The sequence below is a fragment of the Streptomyces sp. NPDC059851 genome (assembly GCF_042732005.1).
GTDB lineage: Bacteria > Actinomycetota > Actinomycetes > Streptomycetales > Streptomycetaceae > Streptomyces.
In genome coordinates, this window is sequence record NZ_JBHWJJ010000011.1 from 76020 (window position 1) to 97734 (window position 21715).

General features: G+C 72.6%; 18 protein-coding genes. 15 read left to right on the forward strand and 3 right to left on the reverse strand.

The features are described from left to right. Positions 1-78: 78 nt before the first annotated feature. The 10 genes from ACFV7Q_RS05855 (at position 79) to ACFV7Q_RS05900 (ending at position 10150) form a co-directional block, all read left to right on the forward strand. Positions 79-1353 carry an MFS transporter gene (locus tag ACFV7Q_RS05855; protein WP_385423985.1) on the forward strand — a complete coding sequence of 425 codons (1275 nt, stop codon included), beginning with the start codon at positions 79-81 and terminating at the stop codon, positions 1351-1353. Between the two features lie 86 nt (positions 1354-1439). Then, complete coding sequence (locus ACFV7Q_RS05860) at positions 1440-2192, forward strand: 4'-phosphopantetheinyl transferase family protein (protein ID WP_385423987.1); 753 nt, start codon at positions 1440-1442, stop codon at positions 2190-2192. A gap of 118 nt (positions 2193-2310) precedes the next feature. Further along, positions 2311-3558, forward strand: a complete 1248-nt coding sequence (locus ACFV7Q_RS05865; RefSeq protein WP_385423989.1) for an ATP-grasp domain-containing protein — start codon at positions 2311-2313, stop codon at positions 3556-3558. A gap of 109 nt (positions 3559-3667) precedes the next feature. Continuing rightward, positions 3668-4399 carry a class I SAM-dependent DNA methyltransferase gene (locus tag ACFV7Q_RS05870; RefSeq protein ID WP_385423991.1) on the forward strand — a complete coding sequence of 244 codons (732 nt, stop codon included), beginning with the start codon at positions 3668-3670 and terminating at the stop codon, positions 4397-4399. A 2-nt stretch (positions 4400-4401) separates the two neighbouring features. Beyond that, a complete protein-coding gene (locus tag ACFV7Q_RS05875; protein WP_385423993.1) occupies positions 4402-5247 on the forward strand; it encodes a hypothetical protein in 846 nt (281 codons plus the stop codon). Then, positions 5244-7268, forward strand: coding sequence for a hypothetical protein (locus ACFV7Q_RS05880; protein WP_385423995.1), 2025 nt, complete (start codon positions 5244-5246; stop codon positions 7266-7268). The genes ACFV7Q_RS05875 and ACFV7Q_RS05880 overlap by 4 nt, the downstream gene beginning before the upstream one ends. After that, positions 7265-7948, forward strand: a complete 684-nt coding sequence (gntA, locus tag ACFV7Q_RS05885) for a guanitoxin biosynthesis heme-dependent pre-guanitoxin N-hydroxylase GntA (RefSeq protein ID WP_385423997.1) — start codon at positions 7265-7267, stop codon at positions 7946-7948. Before ACFV7Q_RS05880 ends, gntA begins: the two co-directional genes overlap by 4 nt. Positions 7949-8145: 197 nt before the next feature. After that, positions 8146-9534: a helix-turn-helix domain-containing protein gene (locus ACFV7Q_RS05890; RefSeq protein WP_385423999.1), complete on the forward strand. Its 1389-nt coding sequence runs from the start codon at positions 8146-8148 to the stop codon at positions 9532-9534. A gap of 128 nt (positions 9535-9662) precedes the next feature. Then, positions 9663-9878: a hypothetical protein gene (locus ACFV7Q_RS05895; RefSeq protein WP_385424001.1), complete on the forward strand. Its 216-nt coding sequence runs from the start codon at positions 9663-9665 to the stop codon at positions 9876-9878. A gap of 83 nt (positions 9879-9961) precedes the next feature. After that, complete coding sequence (locus tag ACFV7Q_RS05900; RefSeq protein WP_385424002.1) at positions 9962-10150, forward strand: hypothetical protein; 189 nt, start codon at positions 9962-9964, stop codon at positions 10148-10150. Positions 10151-10261: 111 nt separating this feature from the next. Here the strand turns inward: ACFV7Q_RS05900 and ACFV7Q_RS05905 are convergent, their stop codons facing one another. Then, a complete protein-coding gene (locus ACFV7Q_RS05905; RefSeq protein ID WP_385424004.1) occupies positions 10262-13294 on the reverse strand; it encodes a BTAD domain-containing putative transcriptional regulator in 3033 nt (1010 codons plus the stop codon). Between the two features lie 270 nt (positions 13295-13564). Beyond that, complete coding sequence (locus ACFV7Q_RS05910) at positions 13565-14398, reverse strand: hypothetical protein (RefSeq protein WP_385424007.1); 834 nt, start codon at positions 14396-14398, stop codon at positions 13565-13567. Positions 14399-14845: 447 nt separating this feature from the next. Here ACFV7Q_RS05910 and ACFV7Q_RS05915 point away from each other — a divergent pair, with 447 nt between their 5' ends. Beyond that, positions 14846-15967, forward strand: a complete 1122-nt coding sequence (locus ACFV7Q_RS05915; RefSeq protein WP_385424010.1) for a glutamate--cysteine ligase — start codon at positions 14846-14848, stop codon at positions 15965-15967. A gap of 620 nt (positions 15968-16587) precedes the next feature. Here the strand turns inward: ACFV7Q_RS05915 and ACFV7Q_RS05920 are convergent. After that, the gene (locus ACFV7Q_RS05920) at positions 16588-17007 is read right to left on the reverse strand and encodes a hypothetical protein (protein ID WP_385424013.1); all 420 of its coding nucleotides are present in this window, start codon (positions 17005-17007) and stop codon (positions 16588-16590) included. A gap of 408 nt (positions 17008-17415) precedes the next feature. On the opposite strand from ACFV7Q_RS05920, the gene ACFV7Q_RS05925 reads away from it, so the two are divergent. The 4 genes from ACFV7Q_RS05925 to ACFV7Q_RS05940 all read left to right on the forward strand — a co-directional run bounded on the left by ACFV7Q_RS05925 (position 17416) and on the right by ACFV7Q_RS05940 (position 21628). Further along, positions 17416-19152 (forward strand): immunity 49 family protein, encoded by a 1737-nt coding sequence (locus ACFV7Q_RS05925; RefSeq protein ID WP_385424054.1) that lies wholly within the window; start codon positions 17416-17418, stop codon positions 19150-19152. Between the two features lie 193 nt (positions 19153-19345). After that, positions 19346-20071 carry a TetR/AcrR family transcriptional regulator gene (locus ACFV7Q_RS05930; protein WP_385424016.1) on the forward strand — a complete coding sequence of 242 codons (726 nt, stop codon included), beginning with the start codon at positions 19346-19348 and terminating at the stop codon, positions 20069-20071. A gap of 146 nt (positions 20072-20217) precedes the next feature. Continuing rightward, positions 20218-20532, forward strand: coding sequence for a hypothetical protein (locus ACFV7Q_RS05935; protein ID WP_385424019.1), 315 nt, complete (start codon positions 20218-20220; stop codon positions 20530-20532). Between the two features lie 10 nt (positions 20533-20542). Further along, positions 20543-21628 (forward strand): M14 family metallopeptidase, encoded by a 1086-nt coding sequence (locus ACFV7Q_RS05940; RefSeq protein ID WP_385424021.1) that lies wholly within the window; start codon positions 20543-20545, stop codon positions 21626-21628. Positions 21629-21715: the final 87 nt, after the last annotated feature.

Sequence of the window (21715 nt, forward strand, 5' to 3'; positions counted from 1 at the left end):
CGGCATCCGCTGCAGGGCGTCCCCGGGTGAACCGCCGTGCCACACCGGAGCCGCGTCCGCCCGCGGCGGGGCGGACCGGTGAAGGCAGCGGCACGCAGGGAGCCGCTGCCCCTCTACAAGGGGTTCCTGGCCGGCTGGGGCGCCACCACGTTCGGCACCGGTCTCGTGCTGCCGCTCACCGTGGCCTACCTGCGGGAGACGCTCGGTCTGCCCACCTCCGGCGTCTCGCTGTACTTCGCGCTGTTCGCGATGGCCGGACTCGTCGTGAATCCGCTCGCGGGCAGGATCGGCAGGGTCCACGGTTCCGGCCTGTCCGCGATCGGGGCCACCGTCCTCCAGGGCGCGGGTGCGGTCCTACTGGCGGTGGCGGACTCGATGGCCGCCACCGTGCCCGCCGCCTGCCTCTCCGGGGCGGGCACGGGCGCCTACTACGCGGTCCAGACACCGCTGCTCACCAAGGTCTTCGGCCCCTTGGAACTCAGCCGCGTCCTGTCGGGTCAGCACCGCATCTCCGCCCTGACCGTGGCCGTCGGCGCGCTGCTCGGCGGGCAGGCCGTCGAACACCTCGGGGAGGGCGGGTACACCCTGTGCCTGGTGGCCAATGCGGCCAGCTACCTGCTGTACGGGGCGACGCTCGTCCGTCTGCGGCGGGCGGAGCGACGGCGCGCCGGGCCCGGCACGGACGGCGCAGGTCCCGCCGGACCACGTGCGGACGCGGGGGAACGGGGCGCTGCGCTGCGGGACACGCTGTTCCTGCGGCTCCTGCTCCTACAAACCGCCCTGGTCGTCTTCGGCCTCGCCCAGGTGGACGCCGTGGTTCCCGCGATCCTGCGCAACGCGCACCTGTCCGTGTCCGCCATCAGCGTCGTCGTCGCCTGCAACACCGTCGGCGTCATCGTCTTCCAGGGCCTCGCCCTGCGGGTCGTCGAACGGATCGGTTACGTCGCCGCGCTGACGGCGGCCATCCTGGTCTGGGTGGTCGCCATGGCGGCCCTGACGGCCGCCGTGCTGGTGCCCGGGACCGGCGTGCGCCTGCTGTTCGGTGCGTTGTTCGGGCTGGTCTTCGCCGTCGGCGAATGCCTGATCGCGCCCAGCGTCCAGCCGCTCGTCACGCTGACCGCCCCGGCGGCGCGGCTGGAGGGCTACGCCGCGGCCACCTCCCTCGCCCACGGCCTCGGCGCGTTCGTCGCGCCGCTGGTGCTGCTGCCCGTGGTGGACGGCGGCGGGGTGTGGAGCTACCTCGCCCTGCAACTCGGCGGCTACGGCCTCGCACTGTACGCCCTGCTCTCGTTCCGGGGCCGCACCGCCCGCCGCCTGGCGGCCTCCCGCCTGGGCGAGGAGGCACCCCCGTAGGAGACATCCCCGTGAAGGAGTCCATCGTGTGCCCCGAGTCACGCCGGTGTGCACCGTCGGCACCGTCGGCGCCGGCAGGGCGGCCCGTGCGCCGTGACCTGCCGGGACCGGGTGAGGCCGCCGTCTGGATCGTCCCCCTGGACTGCGTTCCCGACGGGCGTCCGGAACGCGTGCTCGACCGGCGGGAGCGGGCCCGGGCGGCCGCGTTCCACGACGCCCTGGGGCGGCGCCACTACGTCGCCTCGCACCTCGCGCTGCGGACCGTACTCGGCGGGTGCCTCGGCATCGCGCCCCGCGAGGTGCGACTGGCCCGTGAGGTCTGCGGTCTGCCGCACTGCGTGCAGCCGCACGGACGGCCCAGGCTGTCCGCCGCGGAGCCTGCCGTCGAGTTCTCCCTGTCCCGCGCGGGCGGCCTGGCCGTCGTGGCCCTCGCCACGGCGCCCGTCGGCATCGACGTCGAGTCACGGGCCTTCCGCCACCCGGACAGCCCGCTCGACGGAATGGTCCGGCGGCTGCACCCGGCCGAACGCGCGGCGCTCGCCGAACTGCCGCCCGCACGGCGGGAGGAGGGCTTCCTCAGCTGCTGGGTGCGGAAGGAGGCGTACCTGAAGGGCATCGGTACGGGGCTGCCCGGCGGGCTGGCCGGCCCGTGCGTGGGCCTGGCCGCCGATGTCGCCGCCGATGGGAGGGGTCCGACGCCGACCACCCGGGGGTGGGCCTTCCTCGACCTCGACCTGCCACCCGGCCACCGTGCGGCCCTCGCCGTCGCCGCGCCGGACGGCGAGGGGTCGCGGACGCCGCCGGAACTGACCGTCAGGACCCTGCACTTACACCCCTGAAAACATTAGTGACTTCATTACTGACTGAGCTTGACAGCGAGTCATATAAATATTTGACTCTCTTTTGCCCGCCCCGTTCGGAGACTGCGGAACCCGGACCGGACCGAGAGGAAGACACGTGACACACGACCGTGCGGGCAGCCGCGAAACGCTGCTCGTCGTGGGGTCCGGCTACCGCGCCGGCCACGAGCGCCTGCTGGCGCAGATGGCCGCGGACGCCGACCTGGTACTGCTCAATCCCGAACCGGTGACCTGGCAGCGGCACTGGGTTCAGGCGGCCGGGGTCTTCGACGCCTCCGAAGCCGACGCCACTGACGGGAACGCGCTGCGGGCCGCGAAGGCCCTCGTGGGCCGGCGACGGGTCGCAGCCGTGGTCACCTACGAGGAGACCATGGTCGTCACGGCGGCCCGACTCGCCCGCAGCCTGGGGCTGCCCGGCGTGCCGGTGGCGGCGGCCGAGCTGGCACGCGACAAACACCGCCAGCGGACCCTGCTCGACGACACCGGCATCTCGCCGACCCGATCCCTCCTCGTACACGACCTCGACGCGGCACGGCGGGCCGCCCGCGACATCGGCTACCCGCTGATCGTCAAGCCGCGGGGCCTGTCCGGCAGCGCCGGGGTGCGCCGGGTGGACGAGGAATCCCAATTCGACGCCGCTTTCCGCGCGGCCCTCCACGCGGACAAGATGGGTCTCGAAAGCGAGGGAATCCTCGTCGAGGAATTCCTGGAGGGCTTCGAGTTCGACGTGGACTGCCTCGTGCACGACGGCACGGCCACCCCCGTCTCCTGGGCGCGCAAGATCTGGGCGTACGACCCCTATCCCGTCGAGGCGGGTTTCATCACCGGACACGGCACCCTGGGCCGGGCCGAGATGACCGAGGGCTTCGACCTCGCCTGCCGCAGCGTCCTCGCCGCCGGCATCGACCGCACCGTGGCCCACGTCGAAGTCAAGATGACCCCGGCAGGACCACGCATCATCGAGCTGAACGCGCGACCCGGCGGCGACATCGCCGCCCGCATCGTCGAACTGGCCCGAGGCGTGCGGCTCGGTTCCCTGCTCACCTCCGCCGCCCTGGGCCGCGCGCCGCGCACCGCGTCCAGCGAGGACCGCTCGGCGGGCATCCGCTTCCTCTACCCCCGGTCCCGCCAACGCTTCGACGGCCTGGCCGAAGCCGCCTCGCTGCGCGCCCGGCCCTGGATCCACGAGATCGGGGAGCTGCGCCCGCGCGGGGAGACGGTGACACCCCCTCCGGACGACCTGTACGGACGGGTCGGCTACGTCATGGCCACCGGCCCGCACGCCGACGAGGTCGAGGACCGCCTGCTCCTCGCCCACCACGAGCTGAGCGTCCTCGGCTCCTGATCACCCGACGCCCCCTTCACCACGCCAGCCCACCCACGCCCACCCCTGCCCACGACCGACCGCGACCGACCGCGACCGACCGCGACCGACCACGAGAGAGGCCCGAACCATGACCGACTGGAAGCCCGAGACGTACGGCCCCCGCTGGAAGAACGTGTACGACCACATCGACTGGCCGCAGCCCGACGGCGCCGTCGAGTTCCTCGCCGAGCGCGTCGGCGGCGGCCGAGCGCTCGAACTCGCCATCGGCACCGGCCGGGTCGCCCTTCCGCTCGCGCAGCGCGGGGTGCCCCTCGACGGGCTCGACGCGTCCCCGGAGATCGTCGACGTGATGCGCACCAAGCCCGGCGGCGAGTCCATCGAGGTGTCCATCGGCAACATCGCCGACTTCACGTCCGAGCGCCGCTACTCCCTCATCTTCCTGCTGCTCAACTCGCTGTACGCGCTGCAGACCCAGGAAGAGCAGATCCAGTGCTTCGAGTCGGTGGCCGCCCACCTGGAGCCCGGCGGGCTCTTCGTCGTCGAGACGTTCGTACCCGACCCGACCCGCTTCCGCTTCAACGGCCGGGCCCACGTGTACGACGTCGGGCTCGACCACGTGCGCATCGAGGCCGACACCTTCGACCGGGCCACCCAGCACATCAAGGAGAACCACATCGAGATCCGGGAAGACGGCATCAAGCTCTACCCGGCCTTCCTGCGCTACACGTGGCCCTCGGAGCTCGACCTCATGGCCAGGATCGCCGGACTGGAACTCAGCGAACGCTGGGGCGACTGGGGCAACGTCCCCTACGACACGTACTCGGAGAACCACATCGGCGTCTACCGCAAGGCGGGCTGACGGTGTCGGACGAACCGGCGCCCCCCGTCCTGACTCCGGAGGTGGCCGACGCCCGCTGCGATCCCGGGCTACCGCCCGCCGGGCCGCGCACCGGGCGCCCCCACCCGGTGGCGGCGCTCGTGGACCGCATCGGGGACCTGTTCGTACCGCTCGGCTTCGACGTCGTCGACCTGCCCCTGCTGGAGTCCGTCCACGACAACTTCGACGTGCTCGGCTACCCGCAGGACCACCCGACCCGGACCCGCCTGAGCTTCTTTCCCGCACCGGACCTGGTCCTGCGCACCCACGCGTCCTCCGGCGGCCCGCAGACCATGCGGGCCGCCGCCCCCGCACCGCTGCGGACCCTGCTCGTCGGCACCTGCTTCCGCAACGAACTCTCCTCCCCCTACTCCAGCTCCCAGTTCACCCAGATCGACGGACTCGTGGTCCAGCCCGACGCGGGCCTGCCGGACCTCATGGGACTCTTCGACCGCCTGGTGTCCGGCCTGTTCGGGCAGGGACACCCGTGGCGCGTGCGCCGCGGCGACTACCCCTTCGCCTCGCCGGGATTCGCCGTGGACGTGGCATGCCCCCGCTGCGGCCCCGGCTGCGACGAGTGCGAGGGCCGCGGGCACGTCGAGATCGGCGCCGGCGGCATGCTCCGCGACCAAGTGCTCACCGCCGGAGGCTACGACCCGCACGAGGTCGTGGGGTTGAGCTTCGGCTGCTCCGTCGAGCGCCTGCTCAGGCTCACCCACGGGCTGACCGACATCCGGGAACTGCTGGTCAACGACGTGCGCCTGCTGGAGCAGTTCGATCACGCCTGCCTGCCGGTGGGGCTGCCGGAGAAAGGAACCGACCGACTGTGAAGATCCCCCTCGCCTGGCTGGAGCGGGAGTGCGGCGGCCCCGTCGACCGCACGGCGCTGCTGGAGAGTCTCCACGAGAGCGGGGCACGCGCCGGCCTGGACGCCGAGCGCGCGGTGGAGGTCGTACCACCGCCCGAGCTCGCCCATCTCGGCTCCGTACACGGCCTGGCAGCCGAAGTCCGTGCCCGCAACGGAGACGCACCGATCGCACCGCTTCGGCTGTCGGCCCTGCCGGACGGCCTCGCCCTGACGGCGGACGGGCGCGTCCCCGGCCGGGTGGCCGCAGCCGTCGTCCGCATCCCGGACGTGGTCCGCCTGCCCGACGCGGCAGCGGACTGGCTGCGCGCGGCGGGCGTGCGGCTCACCGGGACGGTGGCCGACCTGGCGGCGTACGTCGCGCTCGAAACGGGTCAGCCCCTCGGCTCCGCCGACGCCCGGGCCCTCGACCTCACCGGGCTGCGGCTGCATGCCGCCGGCCCCGCCGGCCCCGCCGGACCCGCCGCCCACGACGGCCCGCGCACGCCGCCCCCGCCACCCGGTACCTGGGTGCTGTCCGCGGGCGAACGGACCGTGGCCGTCCTCGGACGGGACACGGCGCCGGCAGCCGTTCCCGCCGACGGCCGCGAGACGCTGGTGTGGGCATGGTGGCTCGACCCGGCGGCGGCGCACCCCGCGCCCGGGACCGGCCCGGAGCCGGACACGGACGAAGCCCCTGCCGTACGAGGGCACGACCCGCAGTCCTGCGATCGCGCGGTGGCCCGCCTGGTCCGGCTCGTCACCGACTGGGCGGGCGGCACCGTCACGGTGGCCGGCCGGGCCGGCGCGGCGGCACCCGCCCCGCGCGTTCTGCGCCCGGACGCCGACGCACTGCGCCGACTGGTCGACCCGGACATCGACCTGGAGACGCTGACCTCCCTTCTGGCCGCTGGCGGAACGGCAGTGGCGCCCCCCGGGGAAGGCAACGCCGCGCTGCAGGTCACGGTGCCCGCCGCGCGCCCGGACCTGGACCGTGTCCCCGCGCTGGCCGGTGAGGCCGCCCGCGTCCGGGGATACGGGACGCTGCCGCGCCGCCTGCCGCCCACCTCGGCGGGCCCGTGGCCGGACCGGGCACGCCTGCTGCGGGGCGGCCTCGCCGCCGCCGCGCTGCGGCGGGGACTGCAGCAGGTCGTCTCACCGGTGCTGCTGCGCTCCTCGGAGCCGCTCACCACGGTCGGTACGCCACCGGGGGCGGAGCCCATCACCGTGCACGGGCGGGCCGGGCTGCGCGACATGCGGGTGCGCGGCTCCCTGCTGCCGGGCCTGCTCGGCGTTGCGGGCCGGTCCCTGCGGCAAGCGGGTGCGGCCCACCTGTTCGAACTCGGCCAGGTACCGCTGTCCGCCGCGTACGGCGACGAGTCCTGGCGGTTCGCCGTCGTCCTGAGTGGATCCGCCACGCCCGCGTCGCTGGTGGAACCCCGACCGCGGACCGTGGGCTTCGCCGATCTGAACGGCCTCTTGCGGACCTTGGCCGGCGCGGCTGGCCACGAAGCGCCGGAGCTGACCCCCCGGCCCCATGCGGAGTTCGCGGCCGGCGCCTCGTTCGCCGTCCGTGTACGGGGCACCACGGTGGGCCGGGCAGGACTGCTGTCCGAGGGGGCCTCGGCCCTGATCGACGCTGCGGGGGAGCGGGTGTTCTGCGCCGAACTGGACCTCGACGCGCTGGGCGGCCGGACTCCGGTCCCGGCGACCGTGCGGCTGCCGGATCCGCTCCCCCTGCCCGCGTTCAACGTGAGCGTCGTGGTGCCCGAGGCCGTGTCGGCCGGCGAGGTCGTGCAGGTGGTGGCCGAGGCCGGCGGTACCGAGAACCGGCGGGTCGCCGTGAAGGACCTGTTGCAGGGCGGACGGGTGCCCGCCGGGCACCTCTCGCTCACCGTGCGGGCGGAGTTCGTCCGCACGGACGACGGCCCCCTGCGGCAGGAGCGGCGCCGCCGCCGGGAAACGGTGCTGCGGGCGCTCGCCGAACGGGGGTGGAGCGGGCGATGAGGGAAGAGGACTCGCAGGGCCGTGAGCGCGCCGAGGACGTGGTCGAGCGCTTCACCACCTGGCTGCGCGCCGACACGTTCACCTGCCTGGGAGCACGGGCGGCGCTTCACCGCGGTGAACTGGAGACCGGTGTCTACGGGGCCCTGGGCGACCGTGAGGGCCTGCACCGGCTCTGCACGGACCTCGGACGGTTCATCACCGGCCGGCTGACGAGCGCCGGACGCTTCCATTCCTTCGCCGCCATCTTCACGGGGTCCGATCCGGCGGACGAGGAGACGTTCGAGCAGCTGCTCTGGCAGCAGCTGGGCGCGCTCCACCGGGCCGACCGCGTCGAGAACCCGTGGGCTTCCGACATCTCGAACGATCCACGCAGCCCCCGGTTCGGGTTCAGCTTCGGCGGCCACCCGTTCTTCGTCATAGGCCTGCACCGCCGCGCATCGCGCATCTCACGGCGCTTCGCCCATCCCACCTTGGTCTTCAACTCCCACCGGCAGTTCGCCGAGCTGAAACGCACCGGCGTCTACCAAGGAATGCAGACGAAGATACGCAGCAAGGAAAAGGCACTGCAGGGTGATGTGAACCCCATGCTCGCCGAGCACGGCGAGGTCTCCGAAGCACGGCAGTACTCCGGGCGCGCGGTTCCGCCGGAGTGGACGTGCCCGTTCGACCGGCAGGAGTGAACGGCCCGCGCGACCGGCCGGACCCGCACCGAGTGGTCCACCTCGGAGCCGTGCGGTCGCCCCCGCCCCGAAGAGCCGGCTCCCGCCGAGCCGGCCGACTGACACACAACCCGGTCCGACCTGGTCCGACGTGGGCTTGACCGAGTATATTCACTCGCTCTGTCCCGTGGTCAGTCACAATGAAGGGGAAAGCCGTCATGGCGGAATCGCAGGCTCTGGGGTCACGGATCCGCCAGCTGCGCCGGGCGGCGGGCCTGTCGCAGATGGACCTGGCCGGCAAGGAGCTCTCCCCGAGCTACATCTCGTTGCTGGAAGCCGGCAAGCGGACCCCTTCGCCGGAAGTCCTGGAGCAGATCGCCGCCCGCCTCGGCTGCCCGCCCGAGCACCTGCTGGAACTGGTGGCGACCGAACGGCCCGACACCCTGCAGGTCGAGCTGCGTTACGCGGAGATCAGCCTGCGCAACGGCGACCCGAAGACCGCCCTGGACACCTTCTCATCGGTCCGTGACGCGGCCGCCGCGGGAGGGAAGGACGCCATCCGGCTCTCCGCCGAGTACGGCGTGGCCCAGGCTCTGGAACACGACGGCCGGCTGGAGGAGGCCGCCGAGCGCTACCAGGCGCTGCTGGAGCACTCCGGGTACGGGCAGTCCCTGGTCCCGCGGCTCGCGGTCGCGGTGGCACTGTGCCGCTGCCACCGCGAGATGGGCGATCTGGCGCACGCGGTCGACCTGGCCACCAGCACTCTGGAGGAGGCTCGCAAGCTCCGGCTCACCCCGACCGTGCTGGGCGTGGAACTGCTGGCCACGCTCGTCGGACTGCACTGCGAACGGGGCGATCTGCACCGCGCCGCCGCTCTGGCCCGGACCGCCATCGAGGAGGCGGAGGGGATCAGCGACCGCAAGGCCCTGGGCGCCGCGTACTGGAACGCCGGAGTGGTGGCGCACCGCAGCGGCGCATCCGCCGACGCCCTGCTGCTGCTGGAACGCGCCCTGGCCATCTACTCCGAGGGCGACGACGCCCGTGCCCTGTCCCGGCTGCGCAACGCGTACGCCTCGGTGCTGATGCAGTCGGAGACCGGCGACATCGCGGAGGCCAAGGCGCAGCTGACCCGCAGCGCCGAGGCCCTGGCCGAGCACGGCAGCACCGTCGACATGGCCTACTGCGAGACCTCGCTCGCCCGCGCCTGCCTGCTGGAGTCCGACGCCCGCCAGGCCGAGCGGCACGCCCGGCGGGCGCTGGAGCTGTTGGGCTCCGGGCACCGGCTGGAGACCGCACGGACCCTCCTGGTGCTGGCGGGCGCCCAACTGCAGCTCGGCGACGCGGCGGCGGCCGAGGCCGGCTGCGAGCGGGCCGCGCTCCTGCTGGAGGCCTCGGAGGCGGACCGACAGGCGGCTTCCGCGTGGAACGACCTCGGCGAGCTGCTGGAGCGCTCCGGGCGCACCGACCGGGCCGTGTGGGCCTACCGGCAGAGCCTGCGCTGCCTCGGCCAGCGGAGCAGCCTGCTCCCGGCCACGGGCGAACCGGTCGCCGAAGGGGCATCCGCCGCCACCGGGCCCGCTGATCAACACGGCTCGGCGCGGACGTAGATCTGCTGCTGATCCTCTGTTGATCGCAGGCGTCTAACGTCGGAGGAGAAAGGGCCGGGACGAGGCGGCAGCCCCCTCAAGACCACCTCTTCCCCGGTTCACACCCCCCGACGAAAGTAGCGCTCCGCATGTCGCACGCCTCCAGCCGCCCCACCGGTGTCCCCGACCCCTACGGAGCCGTCACCGGCCCGTTGTCCCGCCGCACCGTCCGCGCGGTGGTCCTGGCCCTGCTGCTGGCGCTGTGCCCCGCCCAACTCACCCTCGCGTCGACGGCGGAGCGCCACGACGCGCTCACCGCGTTCCAGAGCGCCCTGCTGGAGCGCGACGTCCCCCTGTGCTGCTGACGCGATCCGTCGGCAGCACTCCCCACCCCTCAACCACCCGCCCACCGGCAGACCGCCGGTGGTGAACGTCAAGGAGGACCCCCATGTCCAAGCTGCCCCGCGCCCGTGCGGCCCTCGGTCTGACGCTGCTCGCCGCGGCCGCCCTGGGCACGATCGCACTCGGCCCCGCCGGCCTCGCACCCACCCACATGCAGGCGGACGAGCACACCACCGTCGTGGCCGACGTCAACAACACCGGATCGGGTTTCAAGCCGCCGGCCGTGCAGATGTGATCCACAGCTGACGGACGGCCGTCCGGCGGAGCGGGCACACCCCACGCCCCGGGCGGCTGCCCCACGTCCTACCGCCCGAGATCCCCGTCCCCCGTGTGACGGGGCCCGCGGTCAGTCCAGTCCGGCCAGTAGCTCCGCCACGTCGGCCGCGTCCGGCAGCCCGAGGCGGGCGAAGACACCGCGGGCCTGCTCGAACTGGTCCCTGGCCCGGCGCGTCTCGCCCAGGTCGGCCAGTGCCCGCCCCATGGCGACCGAAGCATGCGCCCGATCCCGGTCCGAGCACGCCTCCTCGCAGCGCTGGACCGCCGCGGCCGCGTGCTCCGCCGCCTCCGGCACCCGCCCGGTACGTCGCAAGGCCTCCGCCAGCTGGTACAGCACCTGTGCCTCCCGCTCCCGCAGCCCGGCCGCCCGGCACACCGTCAGGGCTTCGCCGTAGCGGACCACCGCCTCCTCGAAGCGGCCCAGTCCGTGCAGGGCCAGGCCGAGTACGTAGAGGGCATAGGCGGCGCCGACGTGGTCATCCAGCTCGCGCATCAGCGACAACGCGCGCTCACAGGCGGGGATCGCCTCCTCGGGCCGCCCGCTGCGCACGCGGGCCAGCGCCGCGTTGACGGTCGTCGCCGCGGCGCCGGAGCGGTGACCCAAGGTGTGGGCCAGCGCGATCGCCTCGTCGTAGCAGACCGCCGCCTCCTCGAAACGACGGAGGAACTGCGCCACCAGACCGAGGTCGTTGAGGGCCTGGCGGAGCGTGTAGACGTCCCCCGCGGCACGGGCCGCCTCGACGGACAGCCCGGCGTGCCGCCCCGCGTCCTCGATCCTGTCCGCGCGCAGCGCGATGCCTCCGCAGAGCATCCGTGCCCGTCCTATGGTCCTCCGGCAGCCGGTCAGTTCCGCGGCTTCGGTCAGCGCCAGTGCCACGGGGGCCATCCGTTCGTACCAGACGGCGGGGGTGAACGGGCTGACCGCGAGCAGCATGTCGACCGCACTGCCGATCCGGTCCCCGGCCGTGTCCGGCAGGCGCAGGGTGACGGTGCTCAGCGCGGCCGCCACCAGCCCGTCGATCTCGGCCGCCACCCAGGCACGGGCGGCGTGCACGTCGCGGAACTCCAGACCGGCCGATTTCAGCGGTCCGAACGCGTTCGCCACCGCGTCTCCGGGGATCGCGTGCGGGAACGCGCTGGAGGCCGTCGCCAGCAGGAAGTCCAGCAGCCTGTCTCGGGCTTCCGCCGCCTCCCCCGGGTCGTGCGACTCCGCCCGCTGCCGGGCGAAGACCCGCACCAGTTCGTGGTAGCCGTAGCGGCCGGGCTTCGTGGACTCCACCATCGCGGCATCGGTCAGCGACTCCAGCAGATCCTCCGCCGTCGGCTCGTCGACGCCCAACGCGGCCGCCGCGGCTGGCACCCCGATGTCTGCCGAGCCGGCCAGCGCGACCAGTCGGAACGCCCGCGCCTGGGCGACGGTGAGCTGTTGGTAGCCCAGTTCGAAGACGGCGTCGATGGCGAGCGTGCCGATCTTCAGTTCGGCGATGCGCCGCTGCTCGTCCGCCAGGCGCGCGGTCAACGTCGCCGCCGTCCAGGAGGGCCGGGCCGACAGCCGGGCAGCCACGATCCGCACCGCGAGCGGCAGGTGACCGCAGGCCTCGACCAGCCTCAGGGCGTCCTCCCGCTGCGCGGCGAGCCGTTCCCGGCCGATGATCGCAGCGACCAGCTGCAGCGCCTCGTCGGTGCGGAACGGCTCCAGCAGGAGCTGGGACGTCAACGGAAGGTCGAACATGGGCGATCTGCCGGTGATGACGACGGCGCAGCTGGGAGATCCGGGGATCAGCTCGCGGACCTGGGCCGCGTCCCGGGCGTTGTCCAGGACGATCAGCAGCCGTCGCCCGTCGACCAGGGACCGGAAGAGCCTGCCGCGGTCCTCGACGCCGTCGGGCACCTCGTCCTCCGGGACGCCCAGCGCCGCCAGGAACCCGGCCAGGACGAAGCCCGGTTTCGCCGGATCGGGTCCGTTGCCCCGCAGGTCGGCATGGAGCTGGCCGTCGGGGTAGTGGGCACGGGCCCGATGGGCGACGTACAGGGCGAGGCAGGTCTTGCCGACGCCCCCCATCCCCGCGGCGGCCAGCACGACCGGCGTCCGGCGCACCGGTTCGGAGAGCAACGCGTGCCAGACGTCCACCTGATCGCTTCGGCCCACGAAGTCCGGTGCGTCATAAGGGAGCTGGGCGGGCACCGGCGGCGTGCTGGAGGACGCCGCCCCTTCGGCCGAAACCCTGCGCGAGCCGTCCACGGTGTCTTCGGGCTGCGGCCGGCCCGCGCCCTCGGTGCCGTCGGCGTCCGTCTGCCCCACCGGCGGTGGTGACGCCGTCGGCCGCGTCGGGCCGGACCTGGCCGGCGCGGGATCCCCCGTGAGGATACGACGGTGCACCTCGGTCAGTTCCGGACCGGGCTCGATGCCCTGCTCCTCGATCAGCAAGTCCCGCACCCGGCCGAACACGGCGAGGGCATCGGCCTGACGCCCCGCCTGGTGGAGCGCGCGCATCAGCAGGCCGTGGGGGCGCTCCCGCAGAGGATGCGCCTCGGTCAATTCGACCAGATCCGGTATGGCCGAGCGGTCCCGGCCCAGCGCCAGGGCGAGCTCGAAGTGCTCCTCGCATAAGGTCAGCCGCAGCTCGTCCAGCCGGACGCGCTGCCGCTCCGCGAACGGCCCCGGCACCCCGGCCAGCGGCTCCGCCTGCCAGAGGTCCAACGCCTGCGCGAGCAACCGCGCGCCCTCCGCCGTCCTGCCGCCGGCCGTGGCGCGCGCGGCCGCGGCCGCCAGCTGCTCGGCACGGTACAGGTCCAGCGCCCCGTCGGACACCGTCAGCCGGTAGCCGTCGCCGGCCAGCTCCAGGACGGTCGGCGCGGTGCCCTCCGGCTGCAGCAGCTTCCGCAGCCGCCAGACGTAGGTACGGACGGTGGTCACCGCCCGGGCGGGCGGCGCGTCCCCCCACAGCGCCCCGATGATCTGTGCCATGGAGACGGGCTGGTTGGCACGGAGCAGCAGGAGCGACAACAACGCCTGCTGCTGCGGTGGTCCAACGCGCAGCTCGACGTCCCCCCGGTACGCGCGCACCGCGCCCAGTATCTCGAAACGGAATGCTCCGGGCACCCGGTGACTCCCCTCGCAACGGCCAGTAGAGCGAACGCACAGGATCGCTCGCAGACACCTGCAAGATGGAATTCCCCGCGTCATGGATCCAACTTTCCGACGATTTTTCGCCGCCCTGAGCCCAGGCGGACGGCGGGACTCCGAGAGCCGCTGCGCGTCGCGCGCCGAGGAGGAGTCGCTGCCCCGTGCAGGCGTGCGGCGCAGCGGCAGCTGGAGTTGGAGTTGGAGTGGGATTTGGAGTTCGAGCGGGCCCTCTTCGGGGCGGTGGGGTCAGCGGCCCAGCGCGCCGCGCAGGGTGATCCCGTACCGGGTGCGCAGGCGGCGTACCTCCCAGGCCGAGAGCGCGGTCACCGACAGGGGGCCGCCGAGGAGGAAGGTGTAGAGCACCTCCGGCGGTGCGGCGACGTCCGGGCCGTTGAAGAGCTGGAAGGCGAAGAGCGACCACACCAGCAGCGGCGAGAGGAGCGCCGGGAGCAGCTGGTGGACGTCCGAGGCGCGGAAGCAGGAGGCCACGCAGACGTAGGCCGCGATGATCGTGTACGGGATCGAGACGATCAGCACGACGAGGGCGAGCAGCCAGCCGATGATGAGGGTGATGAAGCTGAACAGGGAGCAGAGGATGCCGCGGCCGACGATCGCGGAGTAGAAACCCATCAGGTCCTCCCCGCCGACGAGGTCGCCCTTGACGGTCGTGAGGGACAGCCAGATCAGGGCGGGCCCCAGGGCGAGCGCCAGCATGCACACCAGCGGCCCCAGCAGCCGCCTGGCGAAGTCGCGGCGCCGTTCGGGGGTGCCCGCTATGAGGAAGGCGGCGATGCCGACGAGGCTTCCGACCAGCAGGACGGCGCAGGCCATGCCGAGTTCGACGAGCTTGCCGAGGACGAACTCCTCCCGCCCCGAACTCAGTGGATAGGCCACGACGAGCCACACGGCGGCGACCATGCCGAGGAGCGTCCGCCCGATCTGCATCATGCCGACGAGCCGGTCGTCCGGACGCTCGTCCAGTCCGGGTGCGTGATCGCCCATGCAGGCGTGGAAGAACGCGTTCACCGCGCCGAAGGGTCCCGCCCCATCACTGCCGACCTGCGGCCTGACCGTGCTCACTCGCTGCTCCCCCGGGTCCTGCGCGACTCCGCGCGGCGGGTTTCCCCCGCCGCGAACGCCGAACACCCTAACGGATCTTGAACTCACGACCGTCCGGGGAGCCGGCCGTCTCCCGCGACGCGACGCGTTCCCGGGCAACCGGGCGGGCCGCGGCGTCATCGACGGGCACGCGTCAGATCTCCGTTCGGGGGCAAGCGCGCACCATGACGATGGACTCGGCTCCCGACACCCACGCGGCCCTCCCGTGCCCCGGGCTGGTGACGCCTTCGTCATGCGCGTCCTCTGACCGCTCGGTCCCGTCGGACGCGCCTCGGTCGCCGGGGCCGCCCCGGCTGGTGTCCTGGAGCCAGAACCGCCGTGGTCGAACGGTGCCCTGGGGCTGACCACGCATGAGGACGGAAGACGGCGAGCGGTCCCGGGCGACGGGCCGACAGAACGGACGGATGTATGCGAACCGTGGGCGTGGAAGAGGAACTGCTGCTGGCGGACGCGGACACGGGTGAGCCGCTGGCCGTGTCGAGCGTGGTGCTCGCCGCGGCAGACCGGTCCGCCGCAGGACCCACCACCGACCCGGGCGGCGACGGCCATGCGTTGGAGTCGGAGCTCCAGGAGGAACAGGTCGAGTTCGCCACACGTCCGGTGACGGAGATGGGCGAGCTTCAGGAGGAGATCGTCCGCCACCGCTCGGAGGCGGCACGGCACGCGGCAACTGCCGGGGCGGTCGTCGCCGCCTTGGCCACGTCACCGCTCCCGGTCCGACCCTCGATGTCGCCGGGACGCCGCTACGAGTGGGTGGCACGGCAATTCGGCCTGACCGCCCAGGAACAGCTCACCTGCGGCTGTCACGTCCACGTGTCCGTGGAGTCGGACGAGGAGGGCATCGCGGTCCTGGACCGCATTCGCCCCTGGCTGTCCGTGCTCACCGCGATGAGCGCGAACTCGCCGTTCTGGCAGGGCGAGGACACCGCTTACGCCTCGTACCGCAGCCGGGTGTGGAACCGGCTCCCCTCCGCGGGCCCCACCGATGTCTTCGGGTCCGCCGACCGCTATCACGCCGAGGTGGGAGCCATGGTCGAGTCGGGCGTGCTGCGTGACAAGGCGATGATTTACTTCGACGCGCGGCTGTCCGCCTCCTATCCCACGGTGGAGGTCAGAGTGGCGGACGTCTGCCTCCACGCGACGACGCCCGTCCTCCTGGCCGCCCTGGTGCGCGGGCTCGTCGAGACAGCGGTCCGCTCCTGGCGGGCGGGCGAACCACCAGCCCGGTTCAGCACCGGCCTGTTGCGGATGGCCAATTGGCAGGCCGCCCGGTCGGGCCTCGACGGGCCCGTGCTCAACCCGGTGTCCATGCTGCCGACCGCGCCGGTGGCGGCGCTGGACGCGCTGTGCCGACACGTCGGGCCGGCCCTGGCGGATGCCGGTGACATAGACCTGGTCCGGGCCGGGATCGCCGAGCTGGTGGAGCGCGGCAACGGGGCGCGCATCCAGCGGGAGCTGCTGCGTTCCGAGGGGTCTTTGGCGGCCGTCGTCCGGGAGTGTGCGCGGATCACGACGCGCGGAACCGGCTGACGTCCGGGCGAGTACCAGTGGATCTCGGCCGTTCCGTCGACTCCACGCACCGGACACGCTCGGCGTCGATGTTCTGGGGCTACGTGGCTGCACGCAGCCCCAGAATCGCCGCGTTCCTCCGGCGAGCACAAGGCTCTGCGAGACCTCCATGCGGCTCGCTGTGGAGGCGGACGGCCAAGGCCCGGTCGTCGCAGGGACTTGGCACGTGGTTCGCGGAGCCGCGGTCATTGCCGCTCTGGCACTCGCGGGGCACTCCCTCTGGAGCCGGAGGCGGCCGGCGCCCTCACTCCGAGGTCCCGGACACGTAGGACGCCAGAGGCAGCCGCGCGTGGGAATGACGCAGAAACGCCCCGACGACCCGAGAGCTGGGGGGGCCGTGCTCCTGCGTCGGCCGGGTATCGCAGCTCGACCCTTGTCCTTCGCGAGCGGGCCCGATCGAGGGGGCCGGTGGGTGGACTGTCGTAGCCCGCTCCTAGAGGCTCTCATCGTGGTGTGCGGCGAGCTCACCGCTCACGCTACGAGAAGGAAGGAGGCCCGGCAGCAGCTGGGCCCTGCGGCCGCACCGCCGCAGCCGGCGCGTGGACGTCGAGACTCGGGCTGGGGGCGCGGGCCGCGACCGGTCAGTTGAAGCGGTGCCCCTGGACCAGTACCGTCCGCTTTCCGTTCGGCAGGAGCAGGCGGTACTTCTTGATGCCCTCGTAGCGGCGGCCGACACCGAAGAAGGTCAGTCCGGCGATGAATCCCACGGCGACGAGGGGCACGAGAACGGCCATGGGGTTCAGCGAGGTGTCGTTCTCCTCCCGGACCTGGCCCCCGAGCTGGAAGGCCATGGGGAGCGTGACGAGCAGCGAGAGCAGCAGCAGCCACCCGATCGTCAGGTAGATCAGGCGCTTGCGCCGGGCCTTGGCCACGCTCTCGACGGTGGCGACGAAAACCTTCTGGCACCGCGGGCATTCGAAGGCGATCGACTCCTCGCCCTTCTGCGGCCGGCGCATCTCCGGTGACGAGAGCGTGGCCACGCTCCAGTTCACCGTGGTCACACCCGCTCTGTTCTCCACGCTGACCCTGCACCCGACGCTCAGGGCATAGCGATGATCCAGCGCCAACTCGTCCACCCCCGACGGTTCCCCACCCAGCCCCCGCGCGAGCCGTGGGAGCAGCCGGAGCGTACCGCCGTTCCCGACGCTCCGGACCTTCCTTGACGCAATTGGGCGCCATGCGGAAAGGGCGCGGCAGGTGGTTCGGGTGCCCCGCACGTCCGCCCTTCCACGTCACTCGGGCCGGGCGCGCACCACCGCAGCGCCGCTGACGCACCTGTCACGATCCTTCCGACACGGCCCGGCCCTCCCCCGCACGGCGGTCGCAGCCGCTGGCCTGTCAGATCCGGTGCCTAGGCTGAAGCAGAGAGTCGATCAAGGAGCAGGGCAGTGCGGATAGAGCGTCACCAGGTGGGCGAGCCGATCGTTTCGGCGGCACGCGAGGACTTCACGAACCGCATCGGGGGGCAGGTGCGGTCCATGTCGCGGGCCGGCCGGATGGCCACCTATGAATGGCAATCGATCGCGGAGGAGTTCCTCGACTACCTGGGCGCCCTCTCCGTCGAGACACCCGACCTCGACACCCCGGAGGCCAAGGCCGCCCTCAAGGACGCCTCCGAAGCCGCGGCCGGCGCCGTCGCCTACGCCGCCTACCACCCGCACTGCACCTTCCAGGTCTTCCTGGAGTACGTGAACTTCGGCATGAGCTACGACCCGGGCGAGGACGCCCCCGAGGAGAGCGTCACGCCCGGGGACTGGATCGACGCGCTCTGCCTGTCGGTCGTCAGGGACAGGGCCAAGTGGCACGGCGAGGCCTTCCACTTCGCCCGGCAGAAGTTCGCCGAGCAGGCGAAGGGAACGCCCGTCGGCGAGCTCGCCACGGGACTGATGGCCGTGGTCCTGGACGACGCCGGCGACGACGAGGAGTACCCGCCGAGCGCACGGGCCAAGCTCGCCGCCGTCGACGCGGCCCTGATCCGCATCCACACCCGCGCCGAGGCGACCGGCGAGCCCCTCCCGGACCACCCGGGCACCGCGGCGCTGCGCACGCTGCGCGCCCTGGCCGCCGAGGACCGGGAGGCCTTCGACGCTGCGCTGGCCGACCTCCTGGCCAGGGAGACCGCCCTGCACGGCCCCTCCGCCTCCCCGAGTTCTCTTCTCCCGCTCGTCCCCATCGCCCTTGCCGCGCTCGCGTACCGGACCCTGGGGTGGGCGCCTGCCGTCCACACCGACTACCTCCCGCACGCCCTGGTCACCGGCTTCGAGACCCGAGGCCCGCGGGTCGCGGGGTTCGGCCGTGACCGGCGGCCGGACGCGGTCGCCGCGTTCGCCGCCGGCCCACTGGTGGTGGAGCGGCCGCCCTGCGAGCGGACCGTGCACCCGCAGACCGAGGCCATGTACGAGGAGAACGTCCGGGAGGCGCTCACGCCCGCCGACGGGCAACCCCTCGAGGTCTGGCGGCTGGCCAGCGTGATGGGCGATCAGGAACGCCTCTTCAAGTGGCGCGCAGGAGACCCCGGCGGTAGCACGGGCGCCCAGCTCGCGACCCTTCGGCTGGCCTCCCAGATGGGGGCGGCCCTGTTCCGTATCGCCCTGGCGGAGCCTGGCACCGAGGCCGAGGTGACCATCGGCGGTCGCACGCTGCGCTACGCGGCCGAGCGGGACGAGGAAGCCGGCGCCGGCAGCTGGCAGAGGGCCACCGCCCTCGCCCTGATCACCGGCGTACGCGAGGACCTCGCCCCGCTCGTGCTCACCGGACCCGCTTTCGCCCGCTCGGACAGCTCGGCCTTCTCCGCGTACCGCGAGGCCCTCCACGCCTACCTGAAGGGCGCCGATCCCGAGCCGGCCGCGCAGCGGGCGCTGCAGCAGGCCGAACGGGCCAAGGACTGGGGCTTCGCCATGCCGCCGGCCGTGTTGCTGTCGCAGCTCGTGGAAGGCGACGAGGAAAGCTTCAACCTGGCCCTTGCCGACGCGCTCGAAGCCCACCGCGACTACTACCAGGTCGCCGACCGCGCCGATGATCCCGATGCTTCCGTCAACCTCGACGTCCTCGCCCTGGCCTGCCACGCCCGCCGCCGGGGCTGGGCCATACGCGTCGAATCCCCCTACCTTCCGCAAAGCCTCCTGCGGGCTGCTGAGCCCTTCTAGGGTCCGGTCCGCGGCACAACGCCCCTGCTGGCCGCTCCACCGGGGGATCGAGTGCGGGCCGACGCCGTCTCCTGTTCTTGCGCTACGGGCCCGTACGCCGGGCATCCGGGCCATGGGCCCTTCCCGTACGGAGGATATTTAGTGCAATAATGTACGAAGTGTACTTCGTATCCTTCGTCTCCGGAGGTCGGGCATGGATGACACCCCGGAAACCCGCGGGCGCCTGAGTCGCCCGCGGGTGCTCGCCGCGGCCGTCGCCCTGGTCGACCGGGAGGGCCTGGCGGCGCTGACCATGCGACGCCTCGCCACTGACCTGGGCGTCGAGCCCATGGCCATCTACCGGTACACCGCCGGCAAGGAGGCCCTGCTCGACGGCTTGGTCGAGGCTTTCTTCACCGAGGTCAACGACCAGTTGCGCACCTCGGCCGGCGAGTCGGCGGGTCCTGCCGACGCCGCCGCGTGGCGGGAGGAGTTGCGCCGTATTGCGCGTGCCTTCGCAGCGGTGGTGCACGCCCACCCCCAGCTCCTGCCCGTGGTAGCCACACGGCCGCTCTCCGTTCCGGTGGCCCGGCGCCCTGCGCCGGTGCTCCAGCTCACGGAGCACATCCTCGCCGTGCTCGCCCGTGCCGGCTTCGACGACGCCACTGCGCTCACCATCTACCGCACCTTCGTGGCCTGGAACCTCGGCTGCCTCCTCGTCGACAAGCGCCAGGTCGTCGACGACCCCGACGAGCCCGACCTCATGCTCCGCCTGGGTCTGCACCGACTCCCCGCCGCCCAGTACCCGCGGCTGCGTGCGCTCGTCCCGCGGCTCGCCGAGTACGACGACGAACAGGAACTGATCACAGGCCTCGACAGCCTGCTGAGCCGGATGCCGGAGGCGCCCCTTGACGCGTTCTACGGCGGAAGCGCACCCTGAAGATACGAGGTACACATCGGACATATCCATACGCGCTAGCCCCTGACGCTTGCGCGCGCCGTCGGCGGTAACGGCCCCGACACCCCTCGTGCCGGCCCGGCCCTGCTTGCTGATGTGAGCCCGACGAAGCCGAGGGAGGCCCCGTCATGTCCAGCGAGTACACGATCCTGCGCGTCCGGGTCACCGCCCGCGACCCCGACACCCTGCGCGCCCTCCTGCGCGAGGCCCGACCCGATGTCGGCGGGCGGGTCCGCCAAGCCGAGGACGGCAGCTGCACCATCGACGCCTACGTCACCCCCGAAGAGGCCGAGGCCCTCGAACGCGACGGCGTGACGGTTCACATCGTCGAGGACGCCACCGCCGTCGGGCGGGCCCGCCAGGCCGAGGTCGGCGAGGGGGACCGGTTCGCTCCAGAGGACGAGGTTCCGCAGGGGCTCGCCCTCAAGGTGAAGGACACCTAGGAGGGACGCCATGCCGTACCTGAACGTCGTCGAGGTCGAGTCCGGCGTGACCAGCCTGGCCGCCGCGTTCCCGGCCACGAGCAACCTCATCGAACTGCCCGAGCCCTCCGTCGAGGGCCGGACCTGCCACGCCCTGCGGGTCGGCACCCAGCGACGAGACCCCAAGGACGCCGTCGTCCTCACCGGCGGCTTGCACGCACGTGAGTGGGGAAGCTGCGAGATCCTCGTCAACTTCGCGGCCGACCTGCTGCACGCGCACCGCGGCGGCACGGGCCTGGCGTACGGGGGCACGCACTTCACCTCCGCCCAGGTGCGCTCGATCATCGAGGAACTCGACGTCGTGGTCTTCCCCCTCGTCAATCCCGACGGCCGGCGCTACAGCCAGACGGTCGACCCGGACTGGCGGCGCAACCGCAACCGGGCCCAGTCCGGCGGGGACCCGGCCTCCGTCGGTGTCGACATCAACCGCAACTTCGACTTCCTCTTCGACTTCGAGACCGCCTTCCACCCGCTCGCCCCGGTCCGGGTCTCGAACGACCCGGCCGACCCGAACCAGACGTACCAGGGCCCCGAGCCCTTCTCGGAGCCGGAGACGCGCAACGTCCGCTGGCTGATCGACCACTTCCTGCGCACCCGCTGGTACGTCGACGTACACAGCTACACCCAGGCCATGCTCTACGTCTGGGGTGACGACAACAACCAGTCGAACGATCCGGCCAGGAACTTCCAGAACCCGGCCTTCGACGGCAAGCGCGGACTGAAGAACGACCTGCTCTACGCGGAGTTCATCCCCAAGGCGGACGCCGACGACTCCGCCGTGCTCGCGGAGCAGTTCTGCAAGGCGCTCAGGGGCGTACGCGGCAAGGTTTACACCCCAAAGCCCGCTTTCGACCTCTACCCGACCTGCGGCACCAGCGACGACTACACGTTCGCGCGCCACATCGTCCAGCCGGGCGACGACAGGATCCTGGCGTTCACCGTCGAATGGGGGATGAGCTTCCACCCGCCGTGGCCGGAGATGGAGAAGATCATCCTCGACGTCGACGCCGGACTCGTCCAGTTCTGCCTCACCACCCTCACTCAGGGCGTTCAGTGAGCCACTGCAGGCCGCCCGCGTCCGTCCCCACAGCGGGACGGGCCGGTGACCTGGCCCCGGCCCGGTGGGACGTCAGGCGGCCCGGTC

Excerpts from the sequence above, each read along its gene's own strand:
- ACFV7Q_RS05870 (WP_385423991.1), top strand. The coding sequence starts at position 3,668 with ATGACCGACTGGAAGCCCGAGACGTACGGCCCCCGCTGGAAGAACGTG.
- gntA (WP_385423997.1), top strand. The coding sequence starts at position 7,265 with ATGAGGGAAGAGGACTCGCAGGGCCGTGAGCGCGCCGAGGACGTGGTC.
- ACFV7Q_RS05890 (WP_385423999.1), top strand. The coding sequence starts at position 8,146 with ATGGCGGAATCGCAGGCTCTGGGGTCACGGATCCGCCAGCTGCGCCGG.
- ACFV7Q_RS05895 (WP_385424001.1), top strand. The coding sequence starts at position 9,663 with ATGTCGCACGCCTCCAGCCGCCCCACCGGTGTCCCCGACCCCTACGGA.
- ACFV7Q_RS05900 (WP_385424002.1), top strand. The coding sequence starts at position 9,962 with ATGTCCAAGCTGCCCCGCGCCCGTGCGGCCCTCGGTCTGACGCTGCTC.
- ACFV7Q_RS05915 (WP_385424010.1), top strand. The coding sequence starts at position 14,846 with ATGCGAACCGTGGGCGTGGAAGAGGAACTGCTGCTGGCGGACGCGGAC.
- ACFV7Q_RS05930 (WP_385424016.1), top strand. The coding sequence starts at position 19,346 with ATGGATGACACCCCGGAAACCCGCGGGCGCCTGAGTCGCCCGCGGGTG.
- ACFV7Q_RS05935 (WP_385424019.1), top strand. The coding sequence starts at position 20,218 with ATGTCCAGCGAGTACACGATCCTGCGCGTCCGGGTCACCGCCCGCGAC.
- ACFV7Q_RS05940 (WP_385424021.1), top strand. The coding sequence starts at position 20,543 with ATGCCGTACCTGAACGTCGTCGAGGTCGAGTCCGGCGTGACCAGCCTG.